This window comes from Sorangiineae bacterium MSr11367, from assembly GCA_037157805.1.
Classification (GTDB): Bacteria; Myxococcota_A; Polyangia; order Polyangiales; family Polyangiaceae; genus Pendulispora; species Pendulispora rubella.
Map to the genome: position 1 here is coordinate 5,357,221 of CP089983.1, position 26,904 is coordinate 5,384,124.

26 protein-coding genes and 1 tRNA gene are annotated in these 26,904 nt (G+C 65.1%); 6 read left to right on the plus strand and 21 right to left on the minus strand.

The window, feature by feature from the left end; genetic code table 11:
* Positions 1-166: 166 nt before the first annotated feature.
* From yihA to LVJ94_20840, 7 genes are all read right to left on the minus strand, one after another.
* Positions 167-790 carry a ribosome biogenesis GTP-binding protein YihA/YsxC gene (yihA, locus tag LVJ94_20810; protein WXB09658.1) on the minus strand — a complete coding sequence of 208 codons (624 nt, stop codon included), beginning with the start codon at positions 788-790 and terminating at the stop codon, positions 167-169.
* On the minus strand, positions 787-2,418 hold the full coding sequence (murJ, locus tag LVJ94_20815) for a murein biosynthesis integral membrane protein MurJ (protein WXB09659.1): 1,632 nt from the start codon (positions 2,416-2,418) through the stop codon (positions 787-789). Before murJ ends, yihA begins: the two co-directional genes overlap by 4 nt.
* An 11-nt stretch (positions 2,419-2,429) precedes the next feature.
* The gene (locus LVJ94_20820; protein ID WXB09660.1) at positions 2,430-2,786 is read right to left on the minus strand and encodes a DUF971 domain-containing protein; all 357 of its coding nucleotides are present in this window, start codon (positions 2,784-2,786) and stop codon (positions 2,430-2,432) included.
* Between the two features lie 2 nt (positions 2,787-2,788).
* Positions 2,789-3,688 carry a carbohydrate kinase gene (locus LVJ94_20825; protein ID WXB09661.1) on the minus strand — a complete coding sequence of 300 codons (900 nt, stop codon included), beginning with the start codon at positions 3,686-3,688 and terminating at the stop codon, positions 2,789-2,791.
* Positions 3,685-4,383 carry a DNA repair protein RecO gene (gene recO, locus LVJ94_20830; GenBank protein ID WXB09662.1) on the minus strand — a complete coding sequence of 233 codons (699 nt, stop codon included), beginning with the start codon at positions 4,381-4,383 and terminating at the stop codon, positions 3,685-3,687. Before recO ends, LVJ94_20825 begins: the two co-directional genes overlap by 4 nt.
* Positions 4,384-4,428: 45 nt before the next feature.
* Positions 4,429-4,839 carry a helix-turn-helix domain-containing protein gene (locus tag LVJ94_20835; protein WXB09663.1) on the minus strand — a complete coding sequence of 137 codons (411 nt, stop codon included), beginning with the start codon at positions 4,837-4,839 and terminating at the stop codon, positions 4,429-4,431.
* Positions 4,840-5,151: 312 nt separating this feature from the next.
* Complete coding sequence (locus LVJ94_20840; GenBank protein WXB09664.1) at positions 5,152-5,982, minus strand: Crp/Fnr family transcriptional regulator; 831 nt, start codon at positions 5,980-5,982, stop codon at positions 5,152-5,154.
* Positions 5,983-6,095: 113 nt separating this feature from the next.
* On the opposite strand from LVJ94_20840, the gene LVJ94_20845 reads away from it, so the two are divergent.
* Positions 6,096-6,722 (plus strand): glutathione S-transferase family protein, encoded by a 627-nt coding sequence (locus LVJ94_20845; protein WXB09665.1) that lies wholly within the window; start codon positions 6,096-6,098, stop codon positions 6,720-6,722.
* Between the two features lie 104 nt (positions 6,723-6,826).
* Positions 6,827-7,282, plus strand: coding sequence for a hypothetical protein (locus tag LVJ94_20850; GenBank protein WXB09666.1), 456 nt, complete (start codon positions 6,827-6,829; stop codon positions 7,280-7,282).
* Here the strand turns inward: LVJ94_20850 and LVJ94_20855 are convergent.
* The 14 genes from LVJ94_20855 to LVJ94_20920 all read right to left on the minus strand — a co-directional run bounded on the left by LVJ94_20855 (position 7,263) and on the right by LVJ94_20920 (position 23,344).
* Positions 7,263-8,735: a S1 RNA-binding domain-containing protein gene (locus tag LVJ94_20855; GenBank protein WXB09667.1), complete on the minus strand. Its 1,473-nt coding sequence runs from the start codon at positions 8,733-8,735 to the stop codon at positions 7,263-7,265. The two genes, LVJ94_20850 and LVJ94_20855, sit on opposite strands and share 20 nt — an antisense overlap.
* A 63-nt stretch (positions 8,736-8,798) precedes the next feature.
* Positions 8,799-9,257 carry a hypothetical protein gene (locus LVJ94_20860; protein ID WXB09668.1) on the minus strand — a complete coding sequence of 153 codons (459 nt, stop codon included), beginning with the start codon at positions 9,255-9,257 and terminating at the stop codon, positions 8,799-8,801.
* A gap of 189 nt (positions 9,258-9,446) precedes the next feature.
* Positions 9,447-10,511, minus strand: a complete 1,065-nt coding sequence (locus LVJ94_20865; protein WXB09669.1) for an alpha/beta hydrolase — start codon at positions 10,509-10,511, stop codon at positions 9,447-9,449.
* Positions 10,512-10,527: 16 nt separating this feature from the next.
* Entirely contained in the window at positions 10,528-11,433 is a 906-nt protein-coding gene (locus LVJ94_20870) for an SDR family oxidoreductase (protein WXB09670.1), read from the minus strand.
* A 2-nt stretch (positions 11,434-11,435) separates the two neighbouring features.
* On the minus strand, positions 11,436-12,629 hold the full coding sequence (locus LVJ94_20875; protein WXB09671.1) for a hypothetical protein: 1,194 nt from the start codon (positions 12,627-12,629) through the stop codon (positions 11,436-11,438).
* Positions 12,630-12,683: 54 nt separating this feature from the next.
* A complete protein-coding gene (locus tag LVJ94_20880) occupies positions 12,684-14,555 on the minus strand; it encodes a thiamine pyrophosphate-binding protein (GenBank protein ID WXB09672.1) in 1,872 nt (623 codons plus the stop codon).
* Positions 14,556-14,808: 253 nt separating this feature from the next.
* Entirely contained in the window at positions 14,809-15,945 is a 1,137-nt protein-coding gene (locus LVJ94_20885) for an outer membrane protein transport protein (GenBank protein WXB09673.1), read from the minus strand.
* Between the two features lie 519 nt (positions 15,946-16,464).
* Positions 16,465-16,548 (minus strand) — tRNA-Leu (locus tag LVJ94_20890).
* Between the two features lie 58 nt (positions 16,549-16,606).
* Positions 16,607-17,719, minus strand: coding sequence for an ATP-binding protein (locus LVJ94_20895; protein WXB09674.1), 1,113 nt, complete (start codon positions 17,717-17,719; stop codon positions 16,607-16,609).
* Between the two features lie 346 nt (positions 17,720-18,065).
* Complete coding sequence (locus LVJ94_20900; protein WXB09675.1) at positions 18,066-19,382, minus strand: hydroxymethylglutaryl-CoA reductase, degradative; 1,317 nt, start codon at positions 19,380-19,382, stop codon at positions 18,066-18,068.
* A gap of 29 nt (positions 19,383-19,411) precedes the next feature.
* Complete coding sequence (locus LVJ94_20905) at positions 19,412-20,335, minus strand: hypothetical protein (GenBank protein WXB09676.1); 924 nt, start codon at positions 20,333-20,335, stop codon at positions 19,412-19,414.
* Entirely contained in the window at positions 20,332-21,297 is a 966-nt protein-coding gene (mvaD, locus tag LVJ94_20910) for a diphosphomevalonate decarboxylase (protein WXB09677.1), read from the minus strand. The genes LVJ94_20905 and mvaD overlap by 4 nt, the downstream gene beginning before the upstream one ends.
* Positions 21,294-22,292 (minus strand): mevalonate kinase, encoded by a 999-nt coding sequence (mvk, locus tag LVJ94_20915; GenBank protein ID WXB09678.1) that lies wholly within the window; start codon positions 22,290-22,292, stop codon positions 21,294-21,296. Before mvk ends, mvaD begins: the two co-directional genes overlap by 4 nt.
* A complete protein-coding gene (locus tag LVJ94_20920; protein ID WXB09679.1) occupies positions 22,289-23,344 on the minus strand; it encodes a polyprenyl synthetase family protein in 1,056 nt (351 codons plus the stop codon). The genes mvk and LVJ94_20920 overlap by 4 nt, the downstream gene beginning before the upstream one ends.
* Positions 23,345-23,495: 151 nt before the next feature.
* Here LVJ94_20920 and fni point away from each other — a divergent pair, with 151 nt between their 5' ends.
* From fni to LVJ94_20940, 4 genes are all read left to right on the plus strand, one after another.
* Entirely contained in the window at positions 23,496-24,557 is a 1,062-nt protein-coding gene (gene fni / locus LVJ94_20925) for a type 2 isopentenyl-diphosphate Delta-isomerase (protein WXB09680.1), read from the plus strand.
* Positions 24,558-24,571: 14 nt separating this feature from the next.
* Positions 24,572-25,510 (plus strand): GAF domain-containing protein, encoded by a 939-nt coding sequence (locus LVJ94_20930; protein ID WXB09681.1) that lies wholly within the window; start codon positions 24,572-24,574, stop codon positions 25,508-25,510.
* On the plus strand, positions 25,507-25,890 hold the full coding sequence (locus tag LVJ94_20935) for a response regulator (GenBank protein ID WXB09682.1): 384 nt from the start codon (positions 25,507-25,509) through the stop codon (positions 25,888-25,890). The genes LVJ94_20930 and LVJ94_20935 overlap by 4 nt, the downstream gene beginning before the upstream one ends.
* Positions 25,891-26,076: 186 nt before the next feature.
* Entirely contained in the window at positions 26,077-26,871 is a 795-nt protein-coding gene (locus LVJ94_20940; protein WXB09683.1) for a phosphoribosylanthranilate isomerase, read from the plus strand.
* Positions 26,872-26,904 lie beyond the last annotated feature (33 nt).

Consider the following 26,904-nt stretch of genomic DNA (forward strand, 5'->3'; position numbering starts at 1 on the left):
GGCACCACTCAGAGGCCCGGGGGGGGAGAGCCGTCTGCGCGATGCCCGTCCAACGTCATTGCTAAGATGGTGCCAACGGCTGACGCTTCGTTTTCTCGAGAGATCGCAACTGTGGGTCGCCCGCATTCTTCCAACAATGAGATCACGTCGTGCAACTCTGCGATGGTCACTCGGGTTTGTCGCTTCGTTCGTTGGCGATCGCGTGACGAAGACGTTGCCAGAGGGCGTCGCGGCCATCGCCCGTCACCGAGCTAAAACCGATGATGGGGCCCTTGAATTGGCGCTTCACTTTCTCTATTGCGGGCTTCTGTTGCGCCCGTGACAATTTGTCGATCTTCGTCGCGGCGAGAAGGATGCGCGGCGGCGTCTCGAGCGCTTGCAGGAACTCGACGAGATCGAGATCGTCCTCCTCCGGACCACGGCGGACGTCGACGAGGATCGTCACCGCGCGCAGAACGGAGCGCGTCGAGAGGTAGCCCTCGAGCAATGGGCCCCAGCTCGCCTTCTCGCTTCGCGATCGCTTCGCGTAGCCGTAGCCCGGAAGGTCGACGAGGTGCACATGGAGGCCATCGGTGAAGGCCACCTCGAACATGTTGACCTGCCGCGTGCAGCCGGGCGTGCGGCTGGTGCGCGCCAGGCTCTTGCGCTGCATCATCGCGTTGAGCAGGCTGGATTTTCCAACGTTGGAACGGCCGGCGAAGGCCACCTCGGCGAGCGTGGGCGCGGGCAGCTTGCCGGGGTCATTCGACGCGGCCACGAAGGCGGCGGAGACGATGCGTGGCTCGGTCATCGCGCAGCCTTACCACGGGCGAGCCGCCGGCGGACCCCCGACACGAGCGGGGCGAGCTCCGGCGAGCCAAAGAGGTGCGCCCAGACCAGAAACGCCGCCATGAAGACCACCATGGCCACCACCCCCGGCGCCGCGCGCTGGAAGGCCCCGCCCACCGGGCCCAGCATGGCCGTCCCCCGCGCCGCGAGCGCCCCGGCCGCCGCCGCCACCAACGACGCCGCCAAGGTCCGCACCGCCGATCGCCCGATTTCCCCGAGGTGCAGATCCGGCAGACGCCAGCGCAAGGCCACGAACAGCAGCACCATCTGCACCGCACTCGAGCCAGCCACCGCCGCGCTGATGCCCGCGTGCCCCAGCGGGCCGCGCAGCACCACGGCCAACGCGATGAACGCGACCAGATCGAGCGCGCTCACGATGACCGGCGTGCGCGTGTTTCCCAGGGCGAAAAACACCGGCACGAGCTGCCGCACGGCGGCCACCGTCCAGATCGCCCCGCCCTGCCACATCAGCGCGCGCGCCGTTTCGCTCGCGGCGAACGCGCTGAACTCGCCGCGCTGAAGCAAGGTGGCCACGATGGGCTCCGCGAGAAACGCTAGCCCGCAGCTCGCCGGGATGGTCACGAACAGCGACAACCGCATCCCGTGCGCGTACGTCTTTCCGAGCTCCTCCAGATCGCCGCGGGCAGCAAACGCCGACAGCGACGGCAACGCCGCGGTGGACAGCGCCAACACGAAGATGCCCTGCGGAAATTCGCACAGGCGCATGGCCCACGAGAAATAGCTCTGCGCGCCGGGACCGAGCTCCGAGAGGAACCGACGCGACACGATCAGGTCGATGTAATAGACGCCGATGCCGAAGGTCATGGGCACCATGCGCCGAAAGACCTCGCGCACCCCCGGATCCGAAAAATCGAACCGCGGCCACCCCGCATACCCAATGGCCCGGAGCGCAGGCCACTGCGCGACCACCTGCAGCAGGCCGCCCAAAAGCGCCCCCACGACCATCGCATGCCCGGGATCGATCCCCGCCCGCTCGAACGGCCCTGGAAGAAGGAACACGGTGAGCAGAAACGCGACGTTGAGCAGCCCCGGCGCGAAGGCGGCGACGGCAAAGCGTCGCTTGGCGTTGAGCGCGGCCATGCCCAGGGCCGCCGTGCCCATGAAGAAGATGTACGGGAAGACGACCCGTGTAAACTGCACGGTTCGCTCGAAGTCGACGGGCCTCGTCCGGTACCCGCCGGCGAAAAGCTCGGTCAGCGGGCGCGCGAACACGACGCCCAGCACCGTCGTCACCAGCAGCGCAATCAGGGAAACGCCGCGCACATTGGCAAAGAAGGCGCGCGCATTCTTCTCGCCGGTCGTCTCGGCGTCCTCCGTCGCCAGCTTTCCGCTGAGCACGGGCACCACGGCGCTGGAGATCGCGCCCTCGCCCAAGAGCTGTCGAAGCGCGTTGGGGATGGTGAACGCCACGAAGAAGGCGTCGGTCTCCTGCACGCGAAACAGCGCCGCGAACGACATGTCGCGCGCCAGGCCGAGCACCCGCGACACCAAGGTCCCCGCCCCCACGATGCCGGCCCGCGCGACCAGCTTCTTCCGTTCCTCGCGGCCCTCCTCGCGCTGCCCCTGCATGAGTCCGCGTTTTACATCCGCGTGAGCTCGAGACGCTCTTTTTCGGCGTAGTTCGGTTGGCACTCGTTGCAGTGGCAGAGCGCGCGCAGGTACCGGTACGAGTACAGGCCGGTGTTATGGCCGTCGAACCACTTGAGCGCGAGGGCGTAGTTGCCCACCGGCTCGAGGTCGTCCAACTCGATCTGCACGCCCGAACATTCGATGAAGCGGATGGTCGCCGAGTGGCCTTGGCAGCCGGCGCACGGGCAGTAACCGCGCAGGACGTCGTGCGGGTAGATGCCCTTGTGGCCGTCGCCCCAGTCGATCTCGGTCACCGTCGCACCGCGCGGCGAGCGCACCTTGAGGCATTTGATTTTCGGGTCGGCCACGTTCAGGTCCCTCCAAGCTTGGAAACGGCGATCGCGCCAAGGCTATGCCCACGCGAAAGCGCCTCCGTCCAGAGATTTGCGTCGCCCCAGCCCGCAGAGCCTGGCCCCACGTCCTTTTCGACGAGGTGCGCGAGCACCCCAGCGACGAAGGCATCCCCCGCCCCGGTCGCATCGACACAGGTCGTGGGCGTCGGGGCGATGGAGACGCGACCGCCGTTGCCGAAGTAGGCCGTCGCCCCCTCCGCGCCGCGGGTCACCAGAACGACGGCGTCGGGCGCGATGTCGCGCAGGTCGCCGATGCCGATGCCGAACGCAACCAGATCGCCCAGCGACGCTTTGATGAGCGAACACCCGGGCAGAAGCCGCTCCAGCTCGTCGAGGGCCGCGTTTTGGCTGGCCCAGAGGTTCGGTCGCGCGTTCAGGTCGATGGACTTGTACGCGCGGTGCCGGCCAGCGTGCGTCTCGAAGGCGCGCGTGGCCTCGACGAGGCCGTTGCCGTTGGCGATCAGGCTGCACGTTCCAAGATGAACCCACCGCGCGCGCGCCATCGACGACGTGATGTGCCGCGCCGCCAGCGCCAGGTTGGCCGACGCATGCCGGTAGTTCATGAAGTGCGGCTCGCCGTTCGGGTTGCGCGCGATGAAGGTGAGCGCGGTGCGGTCGGCCAGGCGAACCATGAACTGCGTGTCGACACCGAATTCGTCGAGACGTCGGATCAGTTCGTCCCCGAAGCGATCCCGCCCGACGCCGGCGACCACCGCGACGCGGCGTCCTTGGCGGGCCAGCGCCACGGCCACGTTGGACGAGCCGCCGCCCACGAAGCGGCGGTAATTGTCCTCTCCCTCGTCGAAGAGGTCCCAGAGCACCTCGCCAAAGGTGATGACGTCATAAGGTGCTTTCATTCGAGTCCTGGGGCATGAACGGCCATCGCGGCATCGACCAACACGAGCAGCTCCTCCGCTTCTTCCTTCGTCAACGCAGGGTTGCCCCCAGCGCCAATCTCCAACGCGCGCGAACGTAGCTCGCCACCGAGCCGAACGCGCGCTCCGCCACACGACTGACACACGAGGCCGCCGCGCGATGGATCGACGAAGGCCGCCTTGCCGGCCGGACAGGGCCTTCCGCAGCGCACGCACTGCTCGAGCTCGAGGGCGTAGCCCACGTCCGCGAGAAGGCGCAATGCGGCGGCGGCCAATGCCGAACGTGGCGGCTGCTCCCGTGCGTCGAGCACATCGAGCAAGGTATTCATCGTGTCCCACGCGCGGGGCTCTGGCGTTCGCGGCGGACAGACATGACGAAGCCAGCGAAGCGCAACGCCCGCCGCGTCCAGAGCATCCAAGTCCCCCACGACCCCCGAACGCTGCGTCACGACGCGCGCTTCCTTGAGCGTCGCGAGCTCGCGACCACGATCCTCGAGCGACACGAGCAGCGTGTGCACGGGCTCGAGCGCGCCGCCCACGCGCCGGACGCTCTTTCGCGCGCCACGCGATAGGGCCGAGATCTTCCCTTCGGTCCGCGTAAAGAACGTCGCAATGACATCACTCTCCCCGTACGTCACGGCCCGAAGGAGCAGTGCCTCCGTTTGAATCGCCTTCACGCGGGGAAAGTTTACGCCTTATTTGGCCGCACCAAAGTTCGCGAGCTAGCCTAGTTTTACGTGCACGATTTCGCTGGATGCGTCGTCCATATCTTGCATGAACGACAGCTCCTTGGGCATGTCATGCCCGCGCGGCTTGAGCACGATGGAGAGGGCCAGCGTAAACAGGATGAGCAGCAGCACGAACGCGATGGCCACGCCAAAACGGCGACCTTGCCCTTCCCGTGCGGCATGCACCGGGCTCGGCGTGGGAAGCGGCGTCACGAAGACGACACGCCGGCTCGACGTGTACCGAGCCAAAACTTCATTGGGAACGACCCCTACCGCTTGCGCGTACGACCTCAGGAACCCGCGGACGAAGACTTCTCCCGGCAAGTCGTCGAAGTGGTCGCTCTCGATGGCGGAAAGTGTGGCAGCGGGGATACGCGTAACGCGCGACACCTCCGCGATGCTCATCGCTTTGAGCTCCCTTTGACGTTTTAGAAAACTGCCGATCGATTCCGTGGTCACGCAAACCTCCGGTACTTCGGACGCAACATCCTGATAATGGCCAACCGCAACTCGGGAGCTCCCTTGTTTTTTGCGGTTTCCGGATTAGTCGAGCGGCCACGGCGCGTCAATCGCGAAAACTCCGAGTAAATATTCGCATAAGTCTTCGTATTTGCACGACAAAGTGCCGTTTGTGGGCCGCAGGGTCAGGCAGAGACCGTGAAATTCTCGCCACACGAAGAGATGGAACGCAGGTTTCTCACGCAAACGCACGTGGACTCAGCGCTGCGTACTCTCTCCGTGGATCTCGTCTTTCGTGCCTAAAAGCACGTACAAACGGCGCAGCGCTTCCACATCGGGGATCTCGATGCGCTCGCCTACGATGCGCACGTACTGCTGCTCACGAAGTCGCTGAACGGTGCGCTTCACGGTGTCGACGTCCAACCCGACCCGCGAGGAGAGCTCCACGGGCGACATGGCAATCTCCGCCGAGCCAACGGCCCGCTGGGCGAGCTTCAACAAGGCGCTCACGACTTTGAGCTGCGTGTCGCGCAGCATCATGATTTCGATTTGGTCCTCGGCGTCGCGCACCCGGAAAATGAGCTGCTCGATCACGCGGGTGGCGATCCCAGGGTAGTTCTCGAACATCCCGCGAAAGGCGCTGCGACTGAGGACGAGCAAGGTCGAGTCGGTCAATGCCACCGCCGTGGAATTGCGCGCCACGGCATCTTCCGCGCGGCGGCGAATCATCGCGTCCTCGAGGCCGCCCATGGAGACGGTGCCGGATTGGCGCATGGTCACGTCGCCAATGGGCATCGCCGAAAGCGGTGTATCGCCGAGGAGCGCGGCCTCGCCAAAGAGATCGCCTGGCTTGAGGAGCAGCAAGCTCCGCTCGACCATGCGCACCCGTTTGAGGAGGCGAATGCGCCCGTCCTGGACCAAAAAGGCCTCCGTGGCGGGCTCCCCCTCCCGGAAGATCGTTTCGCCGGCCGAAACACGGCGGCCGTAACGGCTTATGAGACGGGCCTGTTCGGCTGGTCCAAGCTCCCCATCGACGGGCGGCACGCGCTCGCTGTAGCGCGGTCGACTGCTCTCCAACCTGCGATCCATACCAAACGACAGACTACAGGATTCGGTTGGGGTTGGCACGGGTACGCATGGTCCCAAACGACGGAGATGGACTTTGCGGCGCTACATCTTCAGAAATCTCTTGGGAGAGAGCGATGGCAATCAAACTTTATGAAGGCAGCATATCCCCCAACTCACGCAAGGTGCGATTGCTCGCCGCCGAGCTGGACCTTCCCATCGAGTGCGTGACCCTGGATTTTGCGAAACGCGAGTTCCGCTCATCCGAGTACCTGGCCAAGAACCCCAACGGCAAGGTGCCTACCTTGGAGGAGGATGACGGATTCGTCCTCTGGGAGTCCGGGGCCATCCTGAAGTACCTCGCGTCGAAGCGCCCCGAGCGAGAATTGATCCCCCGCGACCCGCGCGACCAGGCGCTCCTCGATCAATGGCTGCTTTGGTGGACGGCCCACCCCGAGGCCGCGCTGTACCGTTTGATCATGGAGCGACTCGTGAAGCCGTTCCGCGGGGTGCGGGGAAATGATCCGACCATTGTCGCGGAGGCCGAAGAAGATCTCGCTCGGTTTCTCCCCGTCCTCGATCGACATCTGCAGATCCATGAGTACATCGTTAAGCGCCTCTCGGTGGTCGACTACGCCGCGGCGCCTTGGCTCGAGGCAGCCCGAGGGCCGCTCCACGTCGATCTCACGAGCTACGCCGCGATTGCTGCATGGCTCTCGCGCATGCAAGCGCGACCGCGATGGGCCTCCATTGAGAGCCAGTAGTTCTCTATCGAGAACCATTTGAACGACAGCCTCGCACTTGCGCGGGATGGATCGATCTGATTGCCTCAATCAGAGAGAAAGGCGCGGGCGGGGAGGAGCAACGGGTGTATTCCGTCACCAATCGAGTAGGTCGTCTCATCGAAGCGTGGGTCGTCACGCCGGTGTCACCGGAAGAAGCCAACCGGCAATTTTTGGAAACTCGGACGTGCGTCAGCACCATCGCGGCCTCGGGCCGCAAGGTGGTGATCGTCTGCGACTTCACGCAGGTGCAGCTGTTCGGACCGGAGGTATCGGAGAAGCTGCTTCAAATCATGCGCGGCGACACACCGCACATCGACCGAGTCGGCTTTTGGATCAACGACGCGCAGCCGATGTTCAACCTGCAGTTGCAGCGGATGATCCGCGAGGCGGGCAGCCCTGCACGGCGCGCCTTCCCGCGGCGAATGGCCCTCGAGTCATGGCTCGCCGAGCGCCTCTCGCCGCCCGAACGCGAACGCTTGCATGCGTTCCTCGACGAGCGCGAGAGGCTGTTCGCGTCGTTTACTTCTTCTGGCGTTTAGCCGACGAAAGGAGGTCCGCGAAGGTGCCGAGCGATGCGGGGACCGCCGCCTTGCCGCGGGCTGCCTCGTAGTCGCCGCGCTCTTGATCGGCGAGCGCGCCTTTGATCGACAGGCGCAGCCGGCCGTCGCCGGTCTCGAGCACCTTGGCGGTGACCTTCGTGCCCTCGGGGAAGCTCTTTCGCAGATCCGTGCCGCGCGGCACGCCAATCTCGGCGACGGGAACGAGGCCGCGGCCGGCCTTGCCCTTGGTGCCGTCGATCTGGACGAAGATGCCGTACTGCTCGATGCGCTCCACCGCGCCCGAGACGATGGCGCCGACCTTGACGGTGCCGGTCGCCACCACGCCGCCCACCTGGGCGTCGTCCGGCGCAGGCACGAGGGAGATCTTTCGCGTCGTGCGATCGATCTTCTTCACGACCACGCGGATCTCCTGCCCTTCGCCGGGCTTGGCGCCGCGCCCCAACTCGGAGACGTGGACCAGGCCTTCGACGCCGGGTCCGAGCCGCACGAAGAGGCCGAACTCGGTCTCGCGGGTGACGGTTCCCTGGGCGACGCGCCCTTCGACGAGCGCGAGCTCGGCCCACGGGTCGGCGGTGAGCGCCTTGAGGGATAGCGTGATCTTCTTGGTCACGCCGCCGGGTCGGGCCGGCTCGACGTCCTTCACCTCGCGGACCGACACCTCCACGGTGTCGCCCGGCTTGAGGGCGTCCTCGATGGCCACGCTGCGGTCGTGCGCGATTTCCGAGCGCGGGATGAGTCCTTCGATGCCGCCCAGATCCACGAAGGCGCCGAAGTCGCGCACGCTGGAAACGGTGCCGGAAAGGACGGCGCCGGGAACGATGTCGACCAGGGCGCGGGCGGCCGCCTCGGAGGATTCCTGCTGCAGGAACGCGCGGCGCGAGACGACGATGTTCTTGCCGCCGTCGCGGATGTCCGTCACGACGAAGCGAAGCAACTGGCCGATGAGCGCCTTGGCGTCGGCGTCCTCCACGCGGCGAACGTCGATCTGAGACATGGGGCAGAAGGCGCGCATGCCGCCGATCTCCACGTCGAGACCGCCTTTGTTGACACCGCTAACCTTGCCCTCGACCCCGAGGGACGAGGCTCTGGCCTGCTCGAGGGCGGCCAGGCTGCCGGGTTTGCCCATCGAGCGGCCAAGCCGAATGATGCCCTTTTGGTCGTCGACTTCGACGACCTGCGCGCTGACGCGGTCGCCCTCTTTGACGGAGATGGTGCCATCCGGCGCGCGCAATTCCGCGGCGTCGAAGAAAGCTTGGCGCTTTCCGTCGAGCTCGACGAACACGGAGTCGCGGCCAACTTGAACCACCACGCCGTCGACCTTGGCACCGACCCGCGGGGCACCACCCCGCTTTCGGGTGCCCATGGAGGAGGCTTCCCGTTCGAACATCGCGGCAAAAGAGTCTTCGGATTCGCGCTTTTCGCTGCTGCTCATGACGGGACGCTCTCTAGCATGCCCCCCAAAAAAGGGGGAGGCTCGAAGCCGAGGGGCGGCGCGTCAGGAGCGCAGTTCGCGCGAGGCCAGGACGATATCGCTGACCGTGAGCCGGCCGTCGCTATGGGCAGCCAGGAATTCCGCGGCATCTTCTACGGTGGCCACGGTTTTCACCGGATAACTGGGCCGGATGACCAGCGCCATGCTCGTGACCACGGCGCGCATGGTGGCGGCGCGGAAGCCGTCACCCTCGACGGCGTTGGCCACGGCGTGGATTTGCGACCCGAGACGGGTGAACGCGTTGGAAATGACGCTTCGAACGGCGTTGCTCGGCGCCGGGGCCGTGGGCGGAAGGACGGCCAACACCAACACGCGCCCCTCCGTCCGCCCCAAGGCCGACAAGACCTCGGCCGCGTGATGTGCCTGCTCTGCGGTTTGCTGCGACTCCCAAAAGCTGATCGCCAAGTTGCCGATCGAGCCCGTCGCGAACCCAGGCGCTCTCGTCACCAATCGCAGGTTCATCGGCTCTACTCGCCCCCCTAAGCGAGCTGTCATCACGAGCGCCGAACATAGTCCATGTCACCAACGAGCACACGCGAAACGATTCGCGCTCATGTACTTTGGACATGAAATTCCCGACATGCGCCGTCGCAAGATGCGGCGTCTCCAGCTCCGGCCGCAGAGCTGGAAACGCGGCTTCAGGTCCGTCCGTCAGTGCGCCTTCAAGAACTCGAAGACGTAGTTTTTCCAGGGAACGCTGTACGGAGGATTCTCGATGCGGGGAATGTGGTTCGCGCCCTCGACGCGGACCAACGTCGCCACACCCCCACCGCGGCTTCCATACGATGCGCGCAGATCGTCGGCGTCGGACTGCTCCGCCGTGTTGTCCAGCGTGCCTTGAAGGATGAGCGCCGGCACACGCGCGCGTGTCGGATCGAACCAGGGTAGGCCCTTGGCGGGGGCGAGCATCGTTCCCACTGCGTACTTGCCCGGCTGCGTGGCGAGGATCGCGTCCTGCACGGGTTTGGGCGAGCGGGGTACGATGTTGAAATACAGATCCGACGTCGTGTTCATGTAGCCCTGCGGCTGGCCGTCGATGAATGCCAAGAACGAGGGATCGAGGAACACAGAGTAAAACATCGGTGTGCCGGTGCGGTAGATCATCGACGAGAGCACGCACGAGCGAGCGCGCCTCGCGTCGTCGCAAAGCTCACTTGCCACGGCGCCGCCGTTCGATTCACCGAGCACGTCCACGCGCGGGACGCCGCCGAGGTGGCGGACGGCTTCGAGGACCCTGCGGCTTTCCTCCACGAGAAACCGATGCGTCACATCGTGCCCGTCGTCCGGGTACGAGCTTCCGCCGCTTCCCTCGTAGTCGGTGGCGAAGGTGTTGTATCCCGCCTTGGCCAACTCGGTTTGGAATCGATACCCGTCGACGTCGATGTCGTAGAAGTCGGCTTTCACGATCGTGCCGGGCAAGAGCAGCACGGAACGCCGGTCGCGGAGGCGCGTGCATCGCTTGGTGAACTTCTGCACCACGTGCACGGTGCGGTGCCAGCCCACGGGAACGTAGTGGTGAACGGTCCGAACCTCGTCGAGGTCGGCGGTGGCGTTCGCGGGTTCTGCCTGCGGGTTCTTCTCATCGTCCTGTTCGACTGTGCTGAGCGGCCCCTCCCCTCGCTCGGTACCGTCCACGCCCTCGCGTTGCGAGGGATCTTCTGCAGGTGAGCCACACCCGACCAACGACAGGGCCCATGCGAACAAACATGTCGCCACCGACGCTCTCATGTTCTTACGCTCCTTCTTCCACGAACTCCATTCGGCCATTCGAGCGCTCCCCAGGCTTATCCAGCCCGGTGAGCTCCATGCTCACGTCCCACATGCGCGCGGAGAGAACTTCGTCGCGTGCGGCCGGCGTCACGTCTTGGACCTTCAGGTCCGTGAAGTATTCGCCGCTCACGTTCTCGACTTCGGGCGAGGTTGCCAGGTACACGCCCGTCTCCGCGCCCTTTTCCGGGCGGCGAAGCAGGAAGCCGAAGTTTTTCCACATCCAGCCGATCCAGTTGGGTTCGTCCTGCGCCATGCGCGAGCGCGTTCCCCCGGGGTGAAAGCAATTGAGGCGAATGCCATCGTCGGCGAAGCGACGGGTGGCCTCGCGCGTGAAGAGGATGATCGCCAGCTTCGAGTTCGCGTACTGCGTCAGGCCGCGCCAACGCCCCTTGGCCATCATCAGATCGCCCATGTCGAGGTCCGCCGAACGAAACCCGACGGACGACGTAGCCACCACCCGCGCGTTGCCGGCCGCGGCAAGGCGATCACGCAGGAGGTTCGTCAGGAGAAACGGGGCCAGATGGTTCACCGTGAAGACGACGTCGTAACCATCCACGGTGAGACGCCGGTTGGGCAGATAGAGGCCGGCGTTGTTCATCAAGACGTGGATCACCTCGAAGCGCCGGCGGAGCCGCTCGGCCAAACCGCGCACTTCGACGAGGCTCGACAGGTTGGCCACCTCGAGAATCGGTTCCTCGCGATCGCCGCGCGCTTGCGCGATCGCCTTCACCTCGGCGAGCGTCTCCTGCCCCAGCGCCTCCGAACGCGAGCACACCACCACGCGCGCTCCGCGGCGGGCCAATTCGATGGCCATGGCTTTGCCAACGCCACTGCTCGCGCCCGTGACGACACAGACCTTACCTTGCATGATCACCCTCCCTGACTCGGTGCCTCGGAAGCATCGAGTGCACGCTGACGGTCGCCTGTTGGCGGCGCGATCGCAATGCTAGAAATCGCGACTTCGTCTTTCGTCGCCGGCTTGGTCGGATATGGCCCAAGGGCGATGTCACCCGCACGCAGTACGAGTGCGCTCGAGGTGGAGGTGCTCCCGATGGAGTACATCCCCACGACATCACCGGGCTTGATACGGCCGGCGTGGAGGTCGTGGTAGAACGTCGTCGGCATCAACGCGGCGCCGATGTTTCCGTACGTCGTGTACATACTGTGGTAACGCCCGGACTCGACGCCAAGGGTCTGCGCGCAAAAGTCCGCGTACCAGGCATTGGGCGTATTGAAGACCCAGTAGTCGACGTCCTTCATGGTCATGTCGGCCATGGCCAGCGCGCCTTCGACGGTCGTCTTCAGATACGGCTCCGCCGTGTCCCGCGCGATGCGGTTTGCCTCCGGGTGCGCGGCCGTGCAGTACCGCGTGCCTCCTTGCGGTGTGGAGACGGTCTGGATGACGAACATGTCGATCGTCTCCAGGGAGTTGATCGTCTTCCAGCCGAGTAGGCCATGACCCTCTGGCACCTGTTCGACGATGAAGGCCCCGGCGCCATCGCCCACGAACCAGCCCAACGTGTCGACGTCGGTCACCTGCACCGAGTTCGACGTGGAGACCACCACGAGGATACGCCGGTAGTCGCCACTCCGAATGAGGCTGGCCGCGGTGTGCAGGCCGACCAGCGATCCGGAACACGCGGTCTCGTAATTCCACGCGGGGGTGCGCAGCCCCAGTTCCTTGGCGAGGTAAATCGCATTGCCGGTGCCCAGGCGATCGCCAATGAAGGAGGTGACGATGGTGAGGTCGATATCGTCCGGTCCGAGGGATGCGGCTTCGAGGGCACCTCGCGCCGCCCGCACCTCCATGCTCAGGGCCGATTCGCCGGGCGCGCGCAGCCGCCGCTCCACCGCTCCACGAAACGGATCGCCCAGGTACGCGGAAGCGGATGCGTCGAACGCGTCCGGCTTTTCCGCTTTGGCCCAGAGCTTCGCCAGTGAATACTTCTCCGCCTCGGCCACCATGGCCGGATAGCGCGTGCGCCAGTAATCGTTGGTCCGCAGGACGCTCGGAAAGCCAACCGCGAGCGAACGAATGCCAATGGGGATCTTGGGCCCTTTCATGCTCTCCCTCCACGCTTCTCGTTGTGTTTTGCGTATCTCGGAAAGTTCAGCCGATCAGCCTGATGCGAAGTTGCTGATCTCCTGAACGCGCGAGTTCATCGGAAAGGCCGCCGTCGGGTCGATGCGGGCGTCGATGACCGTGGGCACGTCGTGACGTGCACGGCGCAGCGCGGAACGGAGTTGGTCGACATCGGCCGCCACGAAGCCCTGGGCGCCGTGGGCGCGCGCGAGCTCGGCGAAATTGACCCGTGGACCGTGCATGGGAAGGGTGCGGCCGTAGATGCGGTCGATCCCCGCTTCGACCATGCGCATGCGGTCGTCGTTCATGACCACGAAAACGACGCCCAGTCCCTCCTGGACGCACATGTTCAGGTCCATGCCGTACATTTGAAAGCCGTAATCGCCACAAATAGCCACTACGCTACGCTCCGGTGCGGCGAGCTTGGCCCCGATGGCCGCGCAGATGCCCGACCCCATGGAGCCGAGGGCATAGGAGGCCATGAATTGATCGGGATACGACAATTGTAAGTAGTGCAGCGCGAACAGAAGATGCTCGCCGATATCGGAAGTATAAACGGTGGTGGGAGGCATTTCTTCCTGCACCACCCGTAAAACGCGCGCAGGCGGCAGGGGGACGCGATCGCCTTCCAGCGTATGTGGGTCCAAATAACGGATGCCCGGAAGCGTCCGTTCCCACGGCGCGCAATGGGCCAGCCGCCGGCGAATCTCCCGAACGACCTCGGTCGCATCGCCCTCGATCGCCAGATCGGGGCGATAGTTTCTTCCAAATTGACTTGGGTCGATATCGACCTGAATCATCGTGTGCGAGGCCTGCAGCAGCGACGACCAGCTATTCGTGCTCGGCTCGGTGAGGCCGCAGCCCAGAGCGAGCACCACGTCGGGCGGATTCTGTTGGACGAATTCCGTTGCCGAAGGATGACCGCCGTATCCGAAAACGCCCACGCAGTAATCCGCCATTTCCGGGACGATGCCCTTGGCCTTGGGCGACGTGATCACCGGGATGCGCAGCTTTTCGGCAAGTGCACGAATTTCGTACGCTGCCCCGCGGGCCCCCGAGCCGACGAGCAACAACGGTCTCCGCGCATTGCGCAGGGCGTCGGCCACGTCGGTGAGGAGCGCTTGGTCGAGCGTGGGCCGCGGACGTACCGTACGTGCGAACTGAATGGGCGGTGTAGGCGCCACGGCCACGTCGAGTGGGAGTGACAAGAACACGGGCCCGCGTTCCGTTTTCGCGCGGTCGATGGCCGTCGCAAGTTGATAAGCGGCGTGCCCCGGAATGGTGATGCACGCGGCGGAACGGGTGACCGTCCGCACGATGTTGACGACGTCGATCGTCTCGGCGCTCCCCTCCTGCAGTGCGCGATGGCCGAACTTGGCCCGCGGCACTTCGCCACCGATGACCACCACGGGAACGCCTTCGCCCAACACAGCCGCAAGGCCTGTCACCGAATTGGTCACCCCCGGGCCGGATGTCACGAGCACGCAAGGAATCGAATTCGGGCGCACGCGGGTGTGCCCGATGCTCATGAAAATCGCACTTGTCTCGTGCCGGGCGTGCACGACCCGGATGTTCGGATGATCGTACAGCGCATCATAGATGGGGCTGATGGCCCCGCCGGGTACGCCATAAACCGTATCGATGCCTGCCCCCTCGAGGACATCGACGAGCCTATCTGCACATCGGCTTTTTCCACCCGATTCCGCAATTCGCCCCGGGCGTGGCGAAATTCCTGCGGTCACCATATTTCGTGGTGACGCGGGAGGCGGAGCATCGGAATCACCCGTTCCAACACGTTCCCCGACCAGATGTTCGCCGCTTTCGTCGAAAATGCGGTCGGAAGAATCGCTTGAGACGTCAGGCCGTTGGGTTATTGGAACATCCAACGTCCGTCTGGGTGCTGCCATAACCCCCTCCGCCAATTTGCAGGTGGATGTGCGGCAAAACGCACGTGTTTCCAAAGTGCGTACGCCAGTCCGATTCCACCTACGTTAGCGGTCTTCTTCTCGGCGCGACACTCAAACTTGAAAAGAGGTTGTGTTCTAAGTGTTGGCAGGTCAAGGGTATTTGAGTTAATTACCATTATTTGACGCCGACACTGGATCAAATAGTGGGTTCGACACCGCCGATGTCCATACCCGCTGGCGACATTCGTTTGGCTTAAATCGAATATCGCAGCGACAGCATTCCTACGAAGCCCGAGCGTCGGTAATCGCCCGGTGCGCCGTTCTGGGACGTATCGACCTGATCGCCGTGATCGAGCAACCACCACATGGCCGCGTCCACCAGCCATTTGCCGAACTTCGCTCCACCTCCGAGCGTGGGGGCTGCGTAGAAGTTCGAGGGCGGGGACGAGAACGGACTCACGTAGTCTTTTCGGGCATTTTCGTTGCCGAGGATGAGACCTGCACGCAGAGCCCACTGCTTGTCCAGCCAGTACTCCGCGCCCATCTTGGCTTCCCAAAATGTGCGGTCGTTTGTGACCGTCTTACTCGAGGTTGGCGCACCCGGCGTGTCGATGGTGGTCGTCGTCGATTGATCGATCCATGGACTCATGACCAGCGCGCCCTGCAGGTTCAACAGAAGCGCATCGTCGAGCAGACGCTGCGAGATGCCGAGGGTGAACTTGTCGGGGGTGGCCGCGTGCGAATGCGTGGCGAAGCTTCCCTGCGGCAGATCCGTGGTCCCATCGATGTCCTTGGACATCTGCGATCGGTAGGCGAAGCCGATTCCGGTGCCGCGAACGGGCTCGTAGTAGATGCCGGCCGCCGCGCCCAAGAAGTTGAATCCGTCGAGCGCCGTCTTCACTTGGAAGACCGAGTTGTCGGGAAGGACGAGCGGCGTTTTGAGGGTTTGATTCACGTAGCTCGCGCGGTACTCGACACCGATCCAGAGGTTGTCGAGCAATGCGAACGAGAGCGCGAGCTGGGCCTCCGCGGTGATGGCCGCGGCGGATAACTCTGTCCCATTTTTGAGTTCGTAGCGGCCCGCGGAGGCAGAGCCCGGGAGGACCGAAAGGCCGACGACGACTCGCGGCGAAAGTCGATATGCGCCGCCCACCATTCCAAAGGGCGCGAAGATGTTCGACGTGCCTTTCGAGTCGCCCGGAACCGGCGCCTCTTGATGGGCATAGAGTGCACTCAAGCCCAGGACGAAACTGGCCTTGGTGACGGCTTGCAGCCGCGCCGGGTTGTGGTGTGTGGCCGACGCGTCGTCGGCCGCGGCGACCCCGAGACCGCCCATGCCGAGGCTACGCGGATCGGGCGTGACGAGTTCGGGGGTCGCGACGGCCGTCATCGACCAGCCCGCGGTAAGGGTGAATGCTGCGCTCCGTACAACTCGGTGAAGGCACTTCGTCGTCCGCGCTCGGATCACACGTTCGCGAATATCATGCTTGAGTCCTCTGCGCAGATTTCTGGCCGAGCAAAAGACAGGTGCCATGGCTGGGCTGTCGTATTTGACCATTGCGATAACCAATTAGTGACCCGCTGAGGTAACCAACTGGTCACTTGCGACCAAAGAGAGGATTGAACAGGAAGGGGGGAAGGCGGGGAGGTTTACGGCACAAATCCCACCGCGCACCGAGGCTGGTTTGGGTTTTCCGTTGGCTCGCGAAGCCAACTGAAAACCAAAAAAAGCCTTGGCACACGGTGGGATTCGCGTTGTTTCCCCTCCCCGCCTCCCCCCCTCCCTGTTCCATCTTCTGGGAGCGCTGACCGAACCAGCCCGCGGCTTGGCGACGGAGGAGCACGGGAGCACAAAGCACGAAGGCCTCGCGGGGTCTTTCCCTGCGAGGCCTTACCGTCGTGTCCGCGGTGCGAAGGAGGGGACTTGAACCCCTATGCCAATTACGGCGCTAGCACCTCAAGCTAGTGCGTCTGCCAGTTCCGCCACCTTCGCGTCTTGTGTCTCGTTCGTCGCTGTCGTGGGCGCAAAAGACAATAACCTGAGTCGTAAGTCAAGCGTGCTTTCGTCGAGAAAGTGCTTCGACCACTTCGCTGACCTCGAAAGGCTTACGAACGCAGTGAATTTGCCCTGCAAGATGCTCGGGGAGCCGGTCGACGCTTCCGGTAATAAAAACGACGGAAGCGTGCGGCGAGCGAGCTCGAAAGGCCGCCAGGGCCCCTTCAACGTCCCGTGAGATGGGGGACAGGTCGAGCAGGGCGGCGTCGTGCTCCCGGCGGTCGATGGCCCGCGCCAGGTCGCTTGCGTTGCGTGCAACGGTCACTTGAGCCCCACGGGCCCCCAGGGAGGCTTCCAGGAGCGTGCAAACGTCGTCGTCGTCCTCCAGAACGAGGATGCGGACGCCCTCCAGGGTGCGCGGCCTTGCCGTCGAGGGCGGTACGGCGGCCAGGTGACCGTCCTGGGGCCAGAAAATTCGGAAGCAGGCTCCACGGGCGGGATCCGCTGGACTCTTTTTGGCGAGCAGAAGCTCCCCGCCATTCGCCCGGGCCAGGGCGCGTGCATGCCGCAGCCCCACCCCGGCACCACCGGTGCGCGTCGAGACGCCGTCGAACAGCGTGAGGACGCGTTCCTCCGAGATCCCCGGCCCGTCGTCCTCGACGTCGATCTGCAGGCCGCGGGGGGCGACGAACGAGCGCACGCGCACGGTCCCCCCGGAGGGCGAGTGCGCCATGGCGTTGAGCAGAAGGTTCGTCACGATCTGCGCGAGCTCCGAGGCGCCAGTGATGCGGGCGCCGGTCGGCGGGGTCGCGAGCTCGAGGGAGACGTGCAGGTGTTGCGCTTCGACGGTGAGCCCGTCGATGGTGTCACTCAGGGTGACGTCGACCAACTCGAAATCGTCGGTGCGCGGGATCTCCACGCCTATCGCCCGACGCGCCAGATCCCTCGCCGCGCGCCCGCGCTGCTCGATGATGCGCAGTGCATAGGCGACGGCGTCGGACGACGCGCCGGGAAGGCGCGCTTCCGCGACCCAGCCAAGTAGGACCGTGAGCGCGTTGGAGACGTCGTGCAGCGCGCCCGCGAGATCATGCCGCGGGTCTGGTGCGGCACCCGGCACGTCGGACCTGCCGTTCGTGCCCTTGCCGTTCATGTCGTCGTCTTGCGCCAACCAATTCCTCCGTGAGCGACCACGCCGGCCGTGAGCCGGACATGCGAGCTAAGGATACACGGTGTCACGCGCCTGCCACACGTCTCCTTCGATTTCATCGCATGCCCTAAGCCAACAGTCGAGTGAACGTGTCGGGATTGGAACGACCTGGTGCTGGAACCGCGGGAGCGGGAACGAACCGGCGGGACCGGGGCGATATGCTGTCCGAAAAACCGGGATCGCCATTCCGTCTGGCGATCCTGCCGTTGGGAACGGACTCAGGCGCCGGCGGCGTTGGAGGTCGCGCAAATGGGGTGGCGGACCTTAACCCGAACCTGAATCCGAGTTCCGGCAGAGTTCTCTGAGGCTAGTCGTCGACCAGGCTGGCGCCTTCGCCCCCTGCGGTGAGCAGGACGAGGGCGCGCTTGGCAGCCTCGAGGGTGATGTCGCGTGCCTCGACGATCATCGCGGCGACCCGCTCCACGACGGTCCCCTCGGCCCCGGCGGCGATGGCCACGGACCGTGCGTGAAGGGCCATGTGGCCGCGTTGAATACCATCCGTCGCAAGGGCGCGGACGGCGGCCAGGTTGGACGCGAGGCCGACGGAGGCCGCGATGGCCGCGAGCTCCCCTGCGCTGGGCTGACCGAGCATGCGCAACCCCAAACGCGCCGCCGGGTGCACCCGCAGGGTGCCGCCGACGGTACCGAGCGACATCGGAACCTCCAAGTGACCGACCAGGCTCGGGAGGCCTTCGCTCTCACGGCGCCAGGTCGCCAGCGGGGAGTAGTGCCCGTTGCGCGCGGCAAACGCGTGGGCGCCCGCTTCGACGGCGCGCCAGTCGTTGCCGGTGGCGATGACCACGGCGTCGATGCCGTTCATGATGCCCTTGTTGTGCGTGGCGGCGCGGTACGGATCGAGCTCCGCGAAGCGCGAGGCGTTGACGATGCCGTCGATGACGTCGTCGCCGTCCATGTCGTCCGTCGCCAGCTCCAAGGCGGCGATGGTGCAGCTCACGCGCACTTTGCGCTTGTCGCAAAGGTTCGACAGGATGCGCAGCCCCACCTTGCCGTGCGCGAGCTCGGCCAGGCGATCGCCCACGGCCTCGGCCACGCCGTTCACCAGGTTTGCGCCCATGGCGTCGCGGCAGTCGACGACGAGGTGCACGACGAGCATCTCGTCTTGCTTGGTGCCGATGCGGCGAACTTCGATGTCGCGCGTGCCACCGCCGCGGGCGATGAGGCCCGGGATGGCGCGGTCGGCGAGGGCGAGGATCTCCTGCTTTCGCTCGAGGATGCGTTGCTCGGCGGCGAAGGGATCCTTCACGCGCGTGAGCTGCACCTGGCTGATCATGAGCGGCGGATCGATCTCCGCGTGAAAGCCGCCGCCGGTGCGGATCATCTTGGCGGCGTTGGAGGCCGCGGCGACGACGCTGGGCTCCTCGACGACCATCGGAACGACGTAGTCCTTGTTGTTGACGCGCACGTTGAGCGCGACGCCGAAGGGCAGTGCGTAGGTTCCGAGGACGTTCTCGACGAACTTGTCGGCGGTCTCGGCTTCGAGGCCCCCCGCCTCGAGAGCGCGTTCGATTTCGGCGATCTCGGTTCCCGTGACGTCGGCGACGAGGGCGCGGCGCTCGGGGACGGTAACTTTGTAGAAGCCGGGCAAGCGGGAGGTTCGGGCCATGGCGGTGGGTTTCCTTGTTTCGGGGGGGTTCAGACGGGTACTTCGGCAGGAGACACGCGCACACCATCTCGGTCGATGCCGAGCGTGAGCGCGTGCATGCCGAGTTGCGAGGCACGTTTCAAAAAATTTTCCGAGGGCGGCGACTCGCCGAGGAAGACGCCGATGTCGCCACCGCCCGCCCCCGACGGCAGAAACGTCGCACGCTCCTCGGCGGCAGCGACGGTGAGGCGTTTGAACGACAGGGGCACGATGATGCCATCGCCCGCGTCGCTGGTGGCCTCGCTGAGTTCTTCCAAGGTCTGCCCGAAGTAGCGCACGGCCGCGATGAACTCGGCCGCGGTTCCCGCCTCGCATTGGCGCACGGCAAACTCGGAGGCTTGGCCCAGGGCGAGGATGCAGCGCCGGTGCGCATCGGGATCGCGCTCTTTGAAGGTGCGGACTTGCGCCAGCAGATCGCTCGTGCGGGCGCTCTCGCCGCTGAAGAACACGGAGAAATGCAGGTTCTCCGGGAGCTCGGTGGTGAGGATGCACGGCACACCCGAGAGCAAGGAATACCGAAGGACACCGCCGTACGTGCTCGCGGCTACGTCGAAACCGCTGCCGCCGCCCTGCACCTCACGGTGCACGTCGCGCGCGCGGCTGAAGATGCTCGAGCGGACTTCCGAATCTGCGAGATCTTGCCCGCGCGCCGCATAGACGGCGCCGAGCGAGGCCACGAGCACCGCGGCGCTGGAGCCCAGGCCGATCTTCGTGCCATCGTGAAACAGGTGGCTGCGATCGCAAGCCGGTGCGCCCGCGCCGAGGGCGTGCGCCACCTCCGCGGTGGGCTCTTCTTCGTCGCGGGCCGTATCGGCCTGCGCGTAGCGATCGACCGCCACGACGAGCGCGGGGGCCCCCTCCAGGACGGCGTACGCGCCCGTGAGCAGGACTTTCCCCGGCGCGCGCGCCTTCATTGCACGATCACCGCGCCGCCGCCCGGGCGCGTCTCGATGATCCGGAGAACGCCGGGGACCTGCGCGAGTGCCCCTTTGGCGCGTGCCAAATCGGCGGAGCGCACGAGCACCTTCACGTGCGGGCCAGCGTCGGCCGTGAAGTAAGCCAGCAGGCCCTCTTGGCGGAGTCTTCGAACGGCCGCGAAGAGATCCAAGGTCACGCCGCGCACGTACACGAGGCCCGCAGCCATGGCGGCGGCGTGCATCGCCAGGGCGCTTCGCTCCGTGAGATCGCCCAATTTTTCCCAGTCGCGCGCTTCGAGGGCCAGCTTCATCGCCGCGAAGATGGCCGGCGCGGCATCGAGCCATGCCGGGTAGTACGGGCTGGTGAGCGACGTCTTCTGCATGCCCGAGGTGGAGCCCACGTCCTTCGACCCTTCGGTGACGACGCAGACGAGCACGTGGAGATCGAGATGATCCGGCGGGGCGATGGGCCGGGCGCCGGAGATGCCTTCTCCCGCGGGAAGCTCGACGAAGCCGCCGAACAGGCTGCGCGCCGCACTCGCGGAGCTTTGCCGCGCCAGATCGCTCACCCGCTCGATGCTCAGATCGAGACCCGGCATGGCGTGGACGGCGGCGAGCGCGAGTGCCGCAAATCCCGAGGCGCTGGAGGCGAGGCCGCTGGCCGTGGGAAAGTCGTTGGCCGATTCCACGGAAGCCCGCGTGCTTCGACCGGCGAGCGCGCGAACGCGATCGAGCAAGGTCACGACGCGCCCGTGAACGTCACCGGTAGCAAGTGCGCCATTGAGGGTCACTTGGTCGGCCTGGAGGTCCGCATCGAAGCGCACCGTGGTGCGCGTGGACATGCCCTCCAAGGTCACCGAGAGACTCGGTACGGCGGGGTAGTTTCCCGGGAGGGGCTTTTTTCCCCAGTATTTGGCAAGTGCGAAGTTCGTATGGGCGATGGCAGTGGCCGCGGTCACGGCGACCTCTCTAGCTCACCCAGGTCTCGGACGCTTCCCCTCGCGGGCGTTTCGGCGCGATCGGCCGGACGGGAGCCGCTGGTCGTCTCGGCCAAAAAGCCTTCGAATCCTGCCTCTTTCCATGCATGGAGAACACGCTCGGCGACGTCCCGATTTTCGACCAAGGACGCCACGCACCCTCCCCCACCCGCCCCCGTCAACTTGGCGCCCAATGCCCCGACATCCCGCGCCAGGCCGCACATCCGCTCGATTTCCTGAGTGGAAAGGAACAGGCCGCTCAGCAGCATTTGATTCAGGTCCATCAACTGACCGAGGGCGCGCACGTCGCCCGCCTCGATGGCCAGTCGCGCGTTGCGGACCAGGGAGCGGATGGCGTCGAACGACTTCGCGACCATTTCGGGGCGGCGTTCGCGCAGGCGCGCGACAGCCTCGACCATGGACTTCGTGCTCGAGATGGTGCCCGTGTGACCCACGCACAAGAGGAGCGGCGTGGCGCTTTCCACGCGCTCGAAGCCGCGCCCGCGCTCGAAGTAGATGCAACCGCCCTCCGCCGACACCGCGGTGTCCACGCCCGAGGGGTTCCCGTGAAAGACGCGTTCCCAGGCCATCGCCCGCTCGGCGGTGAGTGCGGCGGTGGCACCCGGATCGAGTGCACGCGCGAGGGCCACGCCCAGCGCCGCGGAGCAACCGAGGCCTGCGCCCGGTGGCAAATCGGTGCGCGCCTCGACGAGGAACGAACCTTGGACGCCCGAGGCCTCGAGCACCGCGCGGAAGCTCCGCGAGAGATCGCGCTCTTCGTCGTCGGCCCGCAGCTCGACGGGCAGCCCGTCGAGCCGCAAGATGCTCGGCCCCTCGTCGCGCGGAGTAGCCCGCGCCAGGGCGCCGCGGGAGATGCCCACGGCGAGCGCCGGCACGCCGTACACCACGGCATGCTCACCCAGAAGAATCACCTTGCCCGATGCATGCGACCACGGTCTCGATTGCGTCATCGTCATCGTTCGCGCTCCCCCAGCGCAGAAATGGCCCCTGCGAGTATGTTTCGTGCTTCCGCCCGTAAGTCCATCCGCCCGAGGTGCGCGTGGGATTCGTCGAGCAGCGCGGAGAGGCGAGCCTCTACACGCGGCCGTGCGGTGGCGAGGCGCTCGAGCGCGCGGGCCACGTCCGCGGCTGGCGCATCTTTGACGCCCAGCACGCGCTCGACCAACGCGCGGTCTTCCCCGGTGCGGTCGGCGGCGAGCAGTTCGTGAACGAGCGCAGTGCGCTTGCCCTGCTGCAGATCTCCCGCGGCCGACTTTCCCGTCTTCTGCGGATCGCCGAAGGTACCGAGAAGGTCGTCGCGAAGTTGAAAGGCCAGCCCGAGTGGCTGCGCGAAGGCTTCGAGTTCCGCCTTTTGTGAAGCGCTGGCCCCAGCGAGCGACGCACCGAGAAGGAGCGGACCGCGGACCGTGTAGCTCGTCGTTTTGAGGTCGTGAACCGTCTCGACGTTTCCGTCGTGGTACACGTCGAGGACTTGTCCGGCCACCACTTCCACTTGCATACGCGCGAGCTGGCGAGTTGCTTCCGCAAGACGGTCCGGCGTGGTGCGAGTTTCGAGCAGGGCCGTGAGCGAATAGCCCATGGCCAAATCGCCCGCCAAAACGGCGCCAATTTCACCAGCGCGCGCTGAGCCGAATTGCGCACGGAGCGCCACGTGCACCGTTGGACCGCCACGACGGACTTCGTCCTCGTCCATCCAGTCGTCGTGGATGAGCAAGTAGCCTTGAAGAAGCTCCACACTGAGCAGCGCGGGAAGGATGTCGAACGCGCGCGGTCCGCCGTACGCTTCGCACGCGGCGGCCATGAGCACGGGGCGGATACGCTTGCCACCGCGCGTCGTAAACGTACGAATCGCGTCGGCTACGGCAAACGCCGTCCCGCCGAGCTCCTTCGCTTTGGCGACGTGGGGGGCAAGCCATCGCGGCAGCTCACGGTCGATGGCCTCTTTGACAGCATGCGCAAAGTCCCTAAACCCTTGGGACGGCGGGGGGCCGCCGACGACCTCTTTCATTCGCGCACCATCATCTATTGCCGAGCGGAGCGTAGGGCGGTAGAAAAGGGCTGTCAAGCCGGACTCGCGTGGATTTCTCGTTTCAAAACAACAACTTTCATACTTCTCTGAAAATCCAAAAAGTCTCGAGAGCTTACAGAAGGAGCAGCCCATGTCCGGTTCGATCGGAGAACGAAAAAGCGATCACCTCACGCTCTGTGCAACGGAGGATGTCGGCTTCCGCGCGCGGTCGACGCTGCTGGAGGGGGTGCGCTTGGTGCACGATGCCCTCCCCGATCGGCATGCGGACGAGATCGACTTGGGGTGTACGCTCGCCGGCAAAACGCTGAAGGCTCCCCTCGTCATCGCGGCGATGACCGGAGGAACGGAGGAGGCCGCGCGGGTGAATCGCGGGCTCGCCCAGATTGCCGAGGAGCGCGGCATTGCGTTTGGTCTCGGCAGCCAGCGCGCCATGCACGTGCGGCCCAATAGCAAGGACACGTACCGGGTGCGCGAGGTCGCACCGACGACGGTCGTCCTGGGGAACTTGGGCGTGGTGCAGGCGCGGGAGATGTCCACCGCGCAGATTCAAGATTTGATTGGCTACGTGGGGGCGGATGCACTCTGCATCCATCTGAATCCCGCCATGGAGATGGTGCAGCCCGGCGGCGATCGCGATTTCTCGCTCGGGCTGGAGACCATTGCGCGCCTCCGGCACGAGCTTTCGGTGCCGGTCCTCGCGAAGGAGACCGGCTGCGGGCTTTCACGCTCCGTCGGCGAGCGGCTTCGCTCCGTCGGGGTGGAGCACGTCGATGTCTCCGGTGCGGGGGGCACGTCGTGGGTGGGGGTCGAGACACGGCGGGCCGAAAAGGCCGGCGATGTCCAATCGAAGAGCCTCGGGGAGGCGTTTTGGGATTGGGGCATTCCGACCGCAGCCTCGGTGGCGGTCCTCGCCCCGCTGGGATTCCGCAGCGTCATCGCCACGGGCGGTGTCGCGACCGGCCTCGACGTCGCGCGGGCTCTCGCACTCGGTGCGACCCACGCCGGCATCGCCCGGCCCATGCTCCGCGCCTTCTCGGAAGGCGGCCACGATGGGGCCATCGCCAAACTGGATGCAATCTTCATGGAATTGCGTTGCGCAATGCTGCTTACGGGCAGCAAGGATGTAGCGACACTTCGCACCGCAAAGCGCATCATCGTGGGTGAGCTGGCGCTATGGATCGAGCAAATGTGATACGTTAGGCCGTCATGGCGGACCGAAAAACCGGGGGGGGACAGCAGCCCGACGCCAAAGGCGAGGCGTCCGCGGACATCAAAACGGACGCCAGCGCAAAGATGGAACGGGACTCGTTCGTGCATACGTTCTTCAAGAAGGGCGCCGAGTTCACCGACGAGCTCTTGCGCGAAAACGACCGCCTCCGAAAGCGCCTGTTCGATCTGGAGAGCGAGAATGCCGCCCTGCGCACGCACCTGGCGAGCGACGAGGCCATCCGCGAGCTGCTCCGCAAGATCGAATACCTGGAGCGGGAAAAGGAGCAGCTCCTTTCCCACGTCCGGGAGGCCGAGCGCAATTCGTCTCATCTTTTCACCCGCTACTCCGAAGTGGAGGAGGAGCTGTCGAACCTCGCGCACCTCTACGTGGCGAGCTACCAGCTTCACTCGACGTTGCATCTGCGCGAGGTGCTGCGGCACCTGAAAGAGCTGCTCACGCAACTGGTCGGTTCGCGCGCGCACGCCTTCTACTTGAAGGACGGGACGGAACTCGTTCCCATCGCGAGCGACGGCATCGAGCTATCGCGTCTGCCCCGCCTGGCCATCCACGCCGGATCTCGAAAAGAGGAAGATCGCGGCTCGCGCGATCGTACGGGGGATTTGATCGAGCGGGTTTTCATGACGGGCGTGGCGCACATCGAGGAGGGGGAGCTCAGTTCGGCGCCGCGGGACCAACCGGCCGCGTGCGTTCCGATGCGCATCGACGATGCCGTCGTGGGGGTGATCGTGATTTATTCTCTGTTGGATCAGAAAGAGCAGTTCTTACCCGTCGACTACGCGCTCTTTAAAATGTTGGGGGCACACGCGGCCACGGCACTCATGGGGGCGCTCCTTTTCGCAAACTCGAACGGCAGGTTTCCTGGCCTCGAAGCCATCGATGCGATCACTCGTAACGTCGGAGACGACTTGAAATGAGCGCCGAGTACACGTGCCTGGTGGTGGAAGACTCCCCCATGATGCGGCAGCTTCTCGTCTTCGCGCTCTCGCGTGTGAAAAACCTGCGCGTGACCGAAGCCGACGACGGCGTCGACGGCCTCCGCAAATTGGCCGCTGGCCGTTTCGACATCATTCTGACCGACATCAATATGCCGATCATGGATGGTCTGAAATTGGTCAAACGCGTGCGCTCCGATCCGATGCACAAAGACACCCCGGTCATCATCATCACCACCGAGGGCGCCGCCGAAGACCGCAAACGGGCCATCGAATTGGGCGCCAACGCCTACATCACCAAGCCGATTCAGGCCCCCCAGGTCATCGCCAAGGTGAAAGAATTGTTGAAAATCGTCCCGTAGGCACACGTAGACGTAGACATAATCGTTGACGTGATCGTTGACGGCGACGGCGACGTAGACGACAAGACGTAGTCGTCGTCGTTGACGCGAAGTATGGAGCGCCGGCTTCCAGCCGGCGGTCCGCCGCCTTCCAGGCGGCCGCAACACGCGTGCAAGCCGGCCAGAGGCCGGCGGACCGCCGGCAGGATGCCGGCGCTCCATGCGACGGCGACGCGGGTCAACGACGACGACTACGTTCTGACGTCTACGTCGCTGTCGCCGTCAACGACAACGTCAACGACCACGACCACGTCAGACGTTGACGTTGACGTCAGACGTCAACGAGCGCGGTTGACGGTGGTGCTAGCCTTTGGGGCGATGACCAAGATCAAGATCTGCGGGATCACCAATCCTGAGGATGCGCTGGCTTGTATCGAGGCGGGGGCGGATGCCATTGGCCTCAACCTGGTGCCGACGAGCAAGCGGTATGTCACGCCGGAAGAGACGCGGGTGATCCTGCGGGCGGTGGCGGCGGCAGCCCCCAAGTTTCTCACTGTTGCGGTGGTGGCCGATTTGCCGTTGGCGGAGATGTTCGAATGGCAGCACGAGTTCGGCTGTTTGCAGCTGCACGGCAATGAAACGCCGCAGCAGCTCTTGCCGCTTTTGCCTCATGCATACAAAGCGGTGCGCATTGGGGATGCGCAGGATGTTGCCTCCGCAGCAAATTTCGCCGGCGAGCATCTGCTGGCCGATGCCAAGGTGGCCGGAACCCTCGGTGGAACCGGGACGATCTTCGATTGGACCCTGGTGCGGGAGCTAGCTCGAGCGCGAAAACTCACCCTGGCGGGCGGGCTCGACGCGACCAATGTTCATGAGGCCATTTCGAGCGTGAAGCCCTATGCGGTCGATGTGGCGAGCGGAGTCGAGCTCGTGGGGAATCCAAGAAGAAAAGATTCCGCGCGCATTCGCGATTTCGTGCGCGAGGTAAAGAGAGCAAGCTAAGAATTGGACGAGCAGGAAGAGTCGAGCAGTATG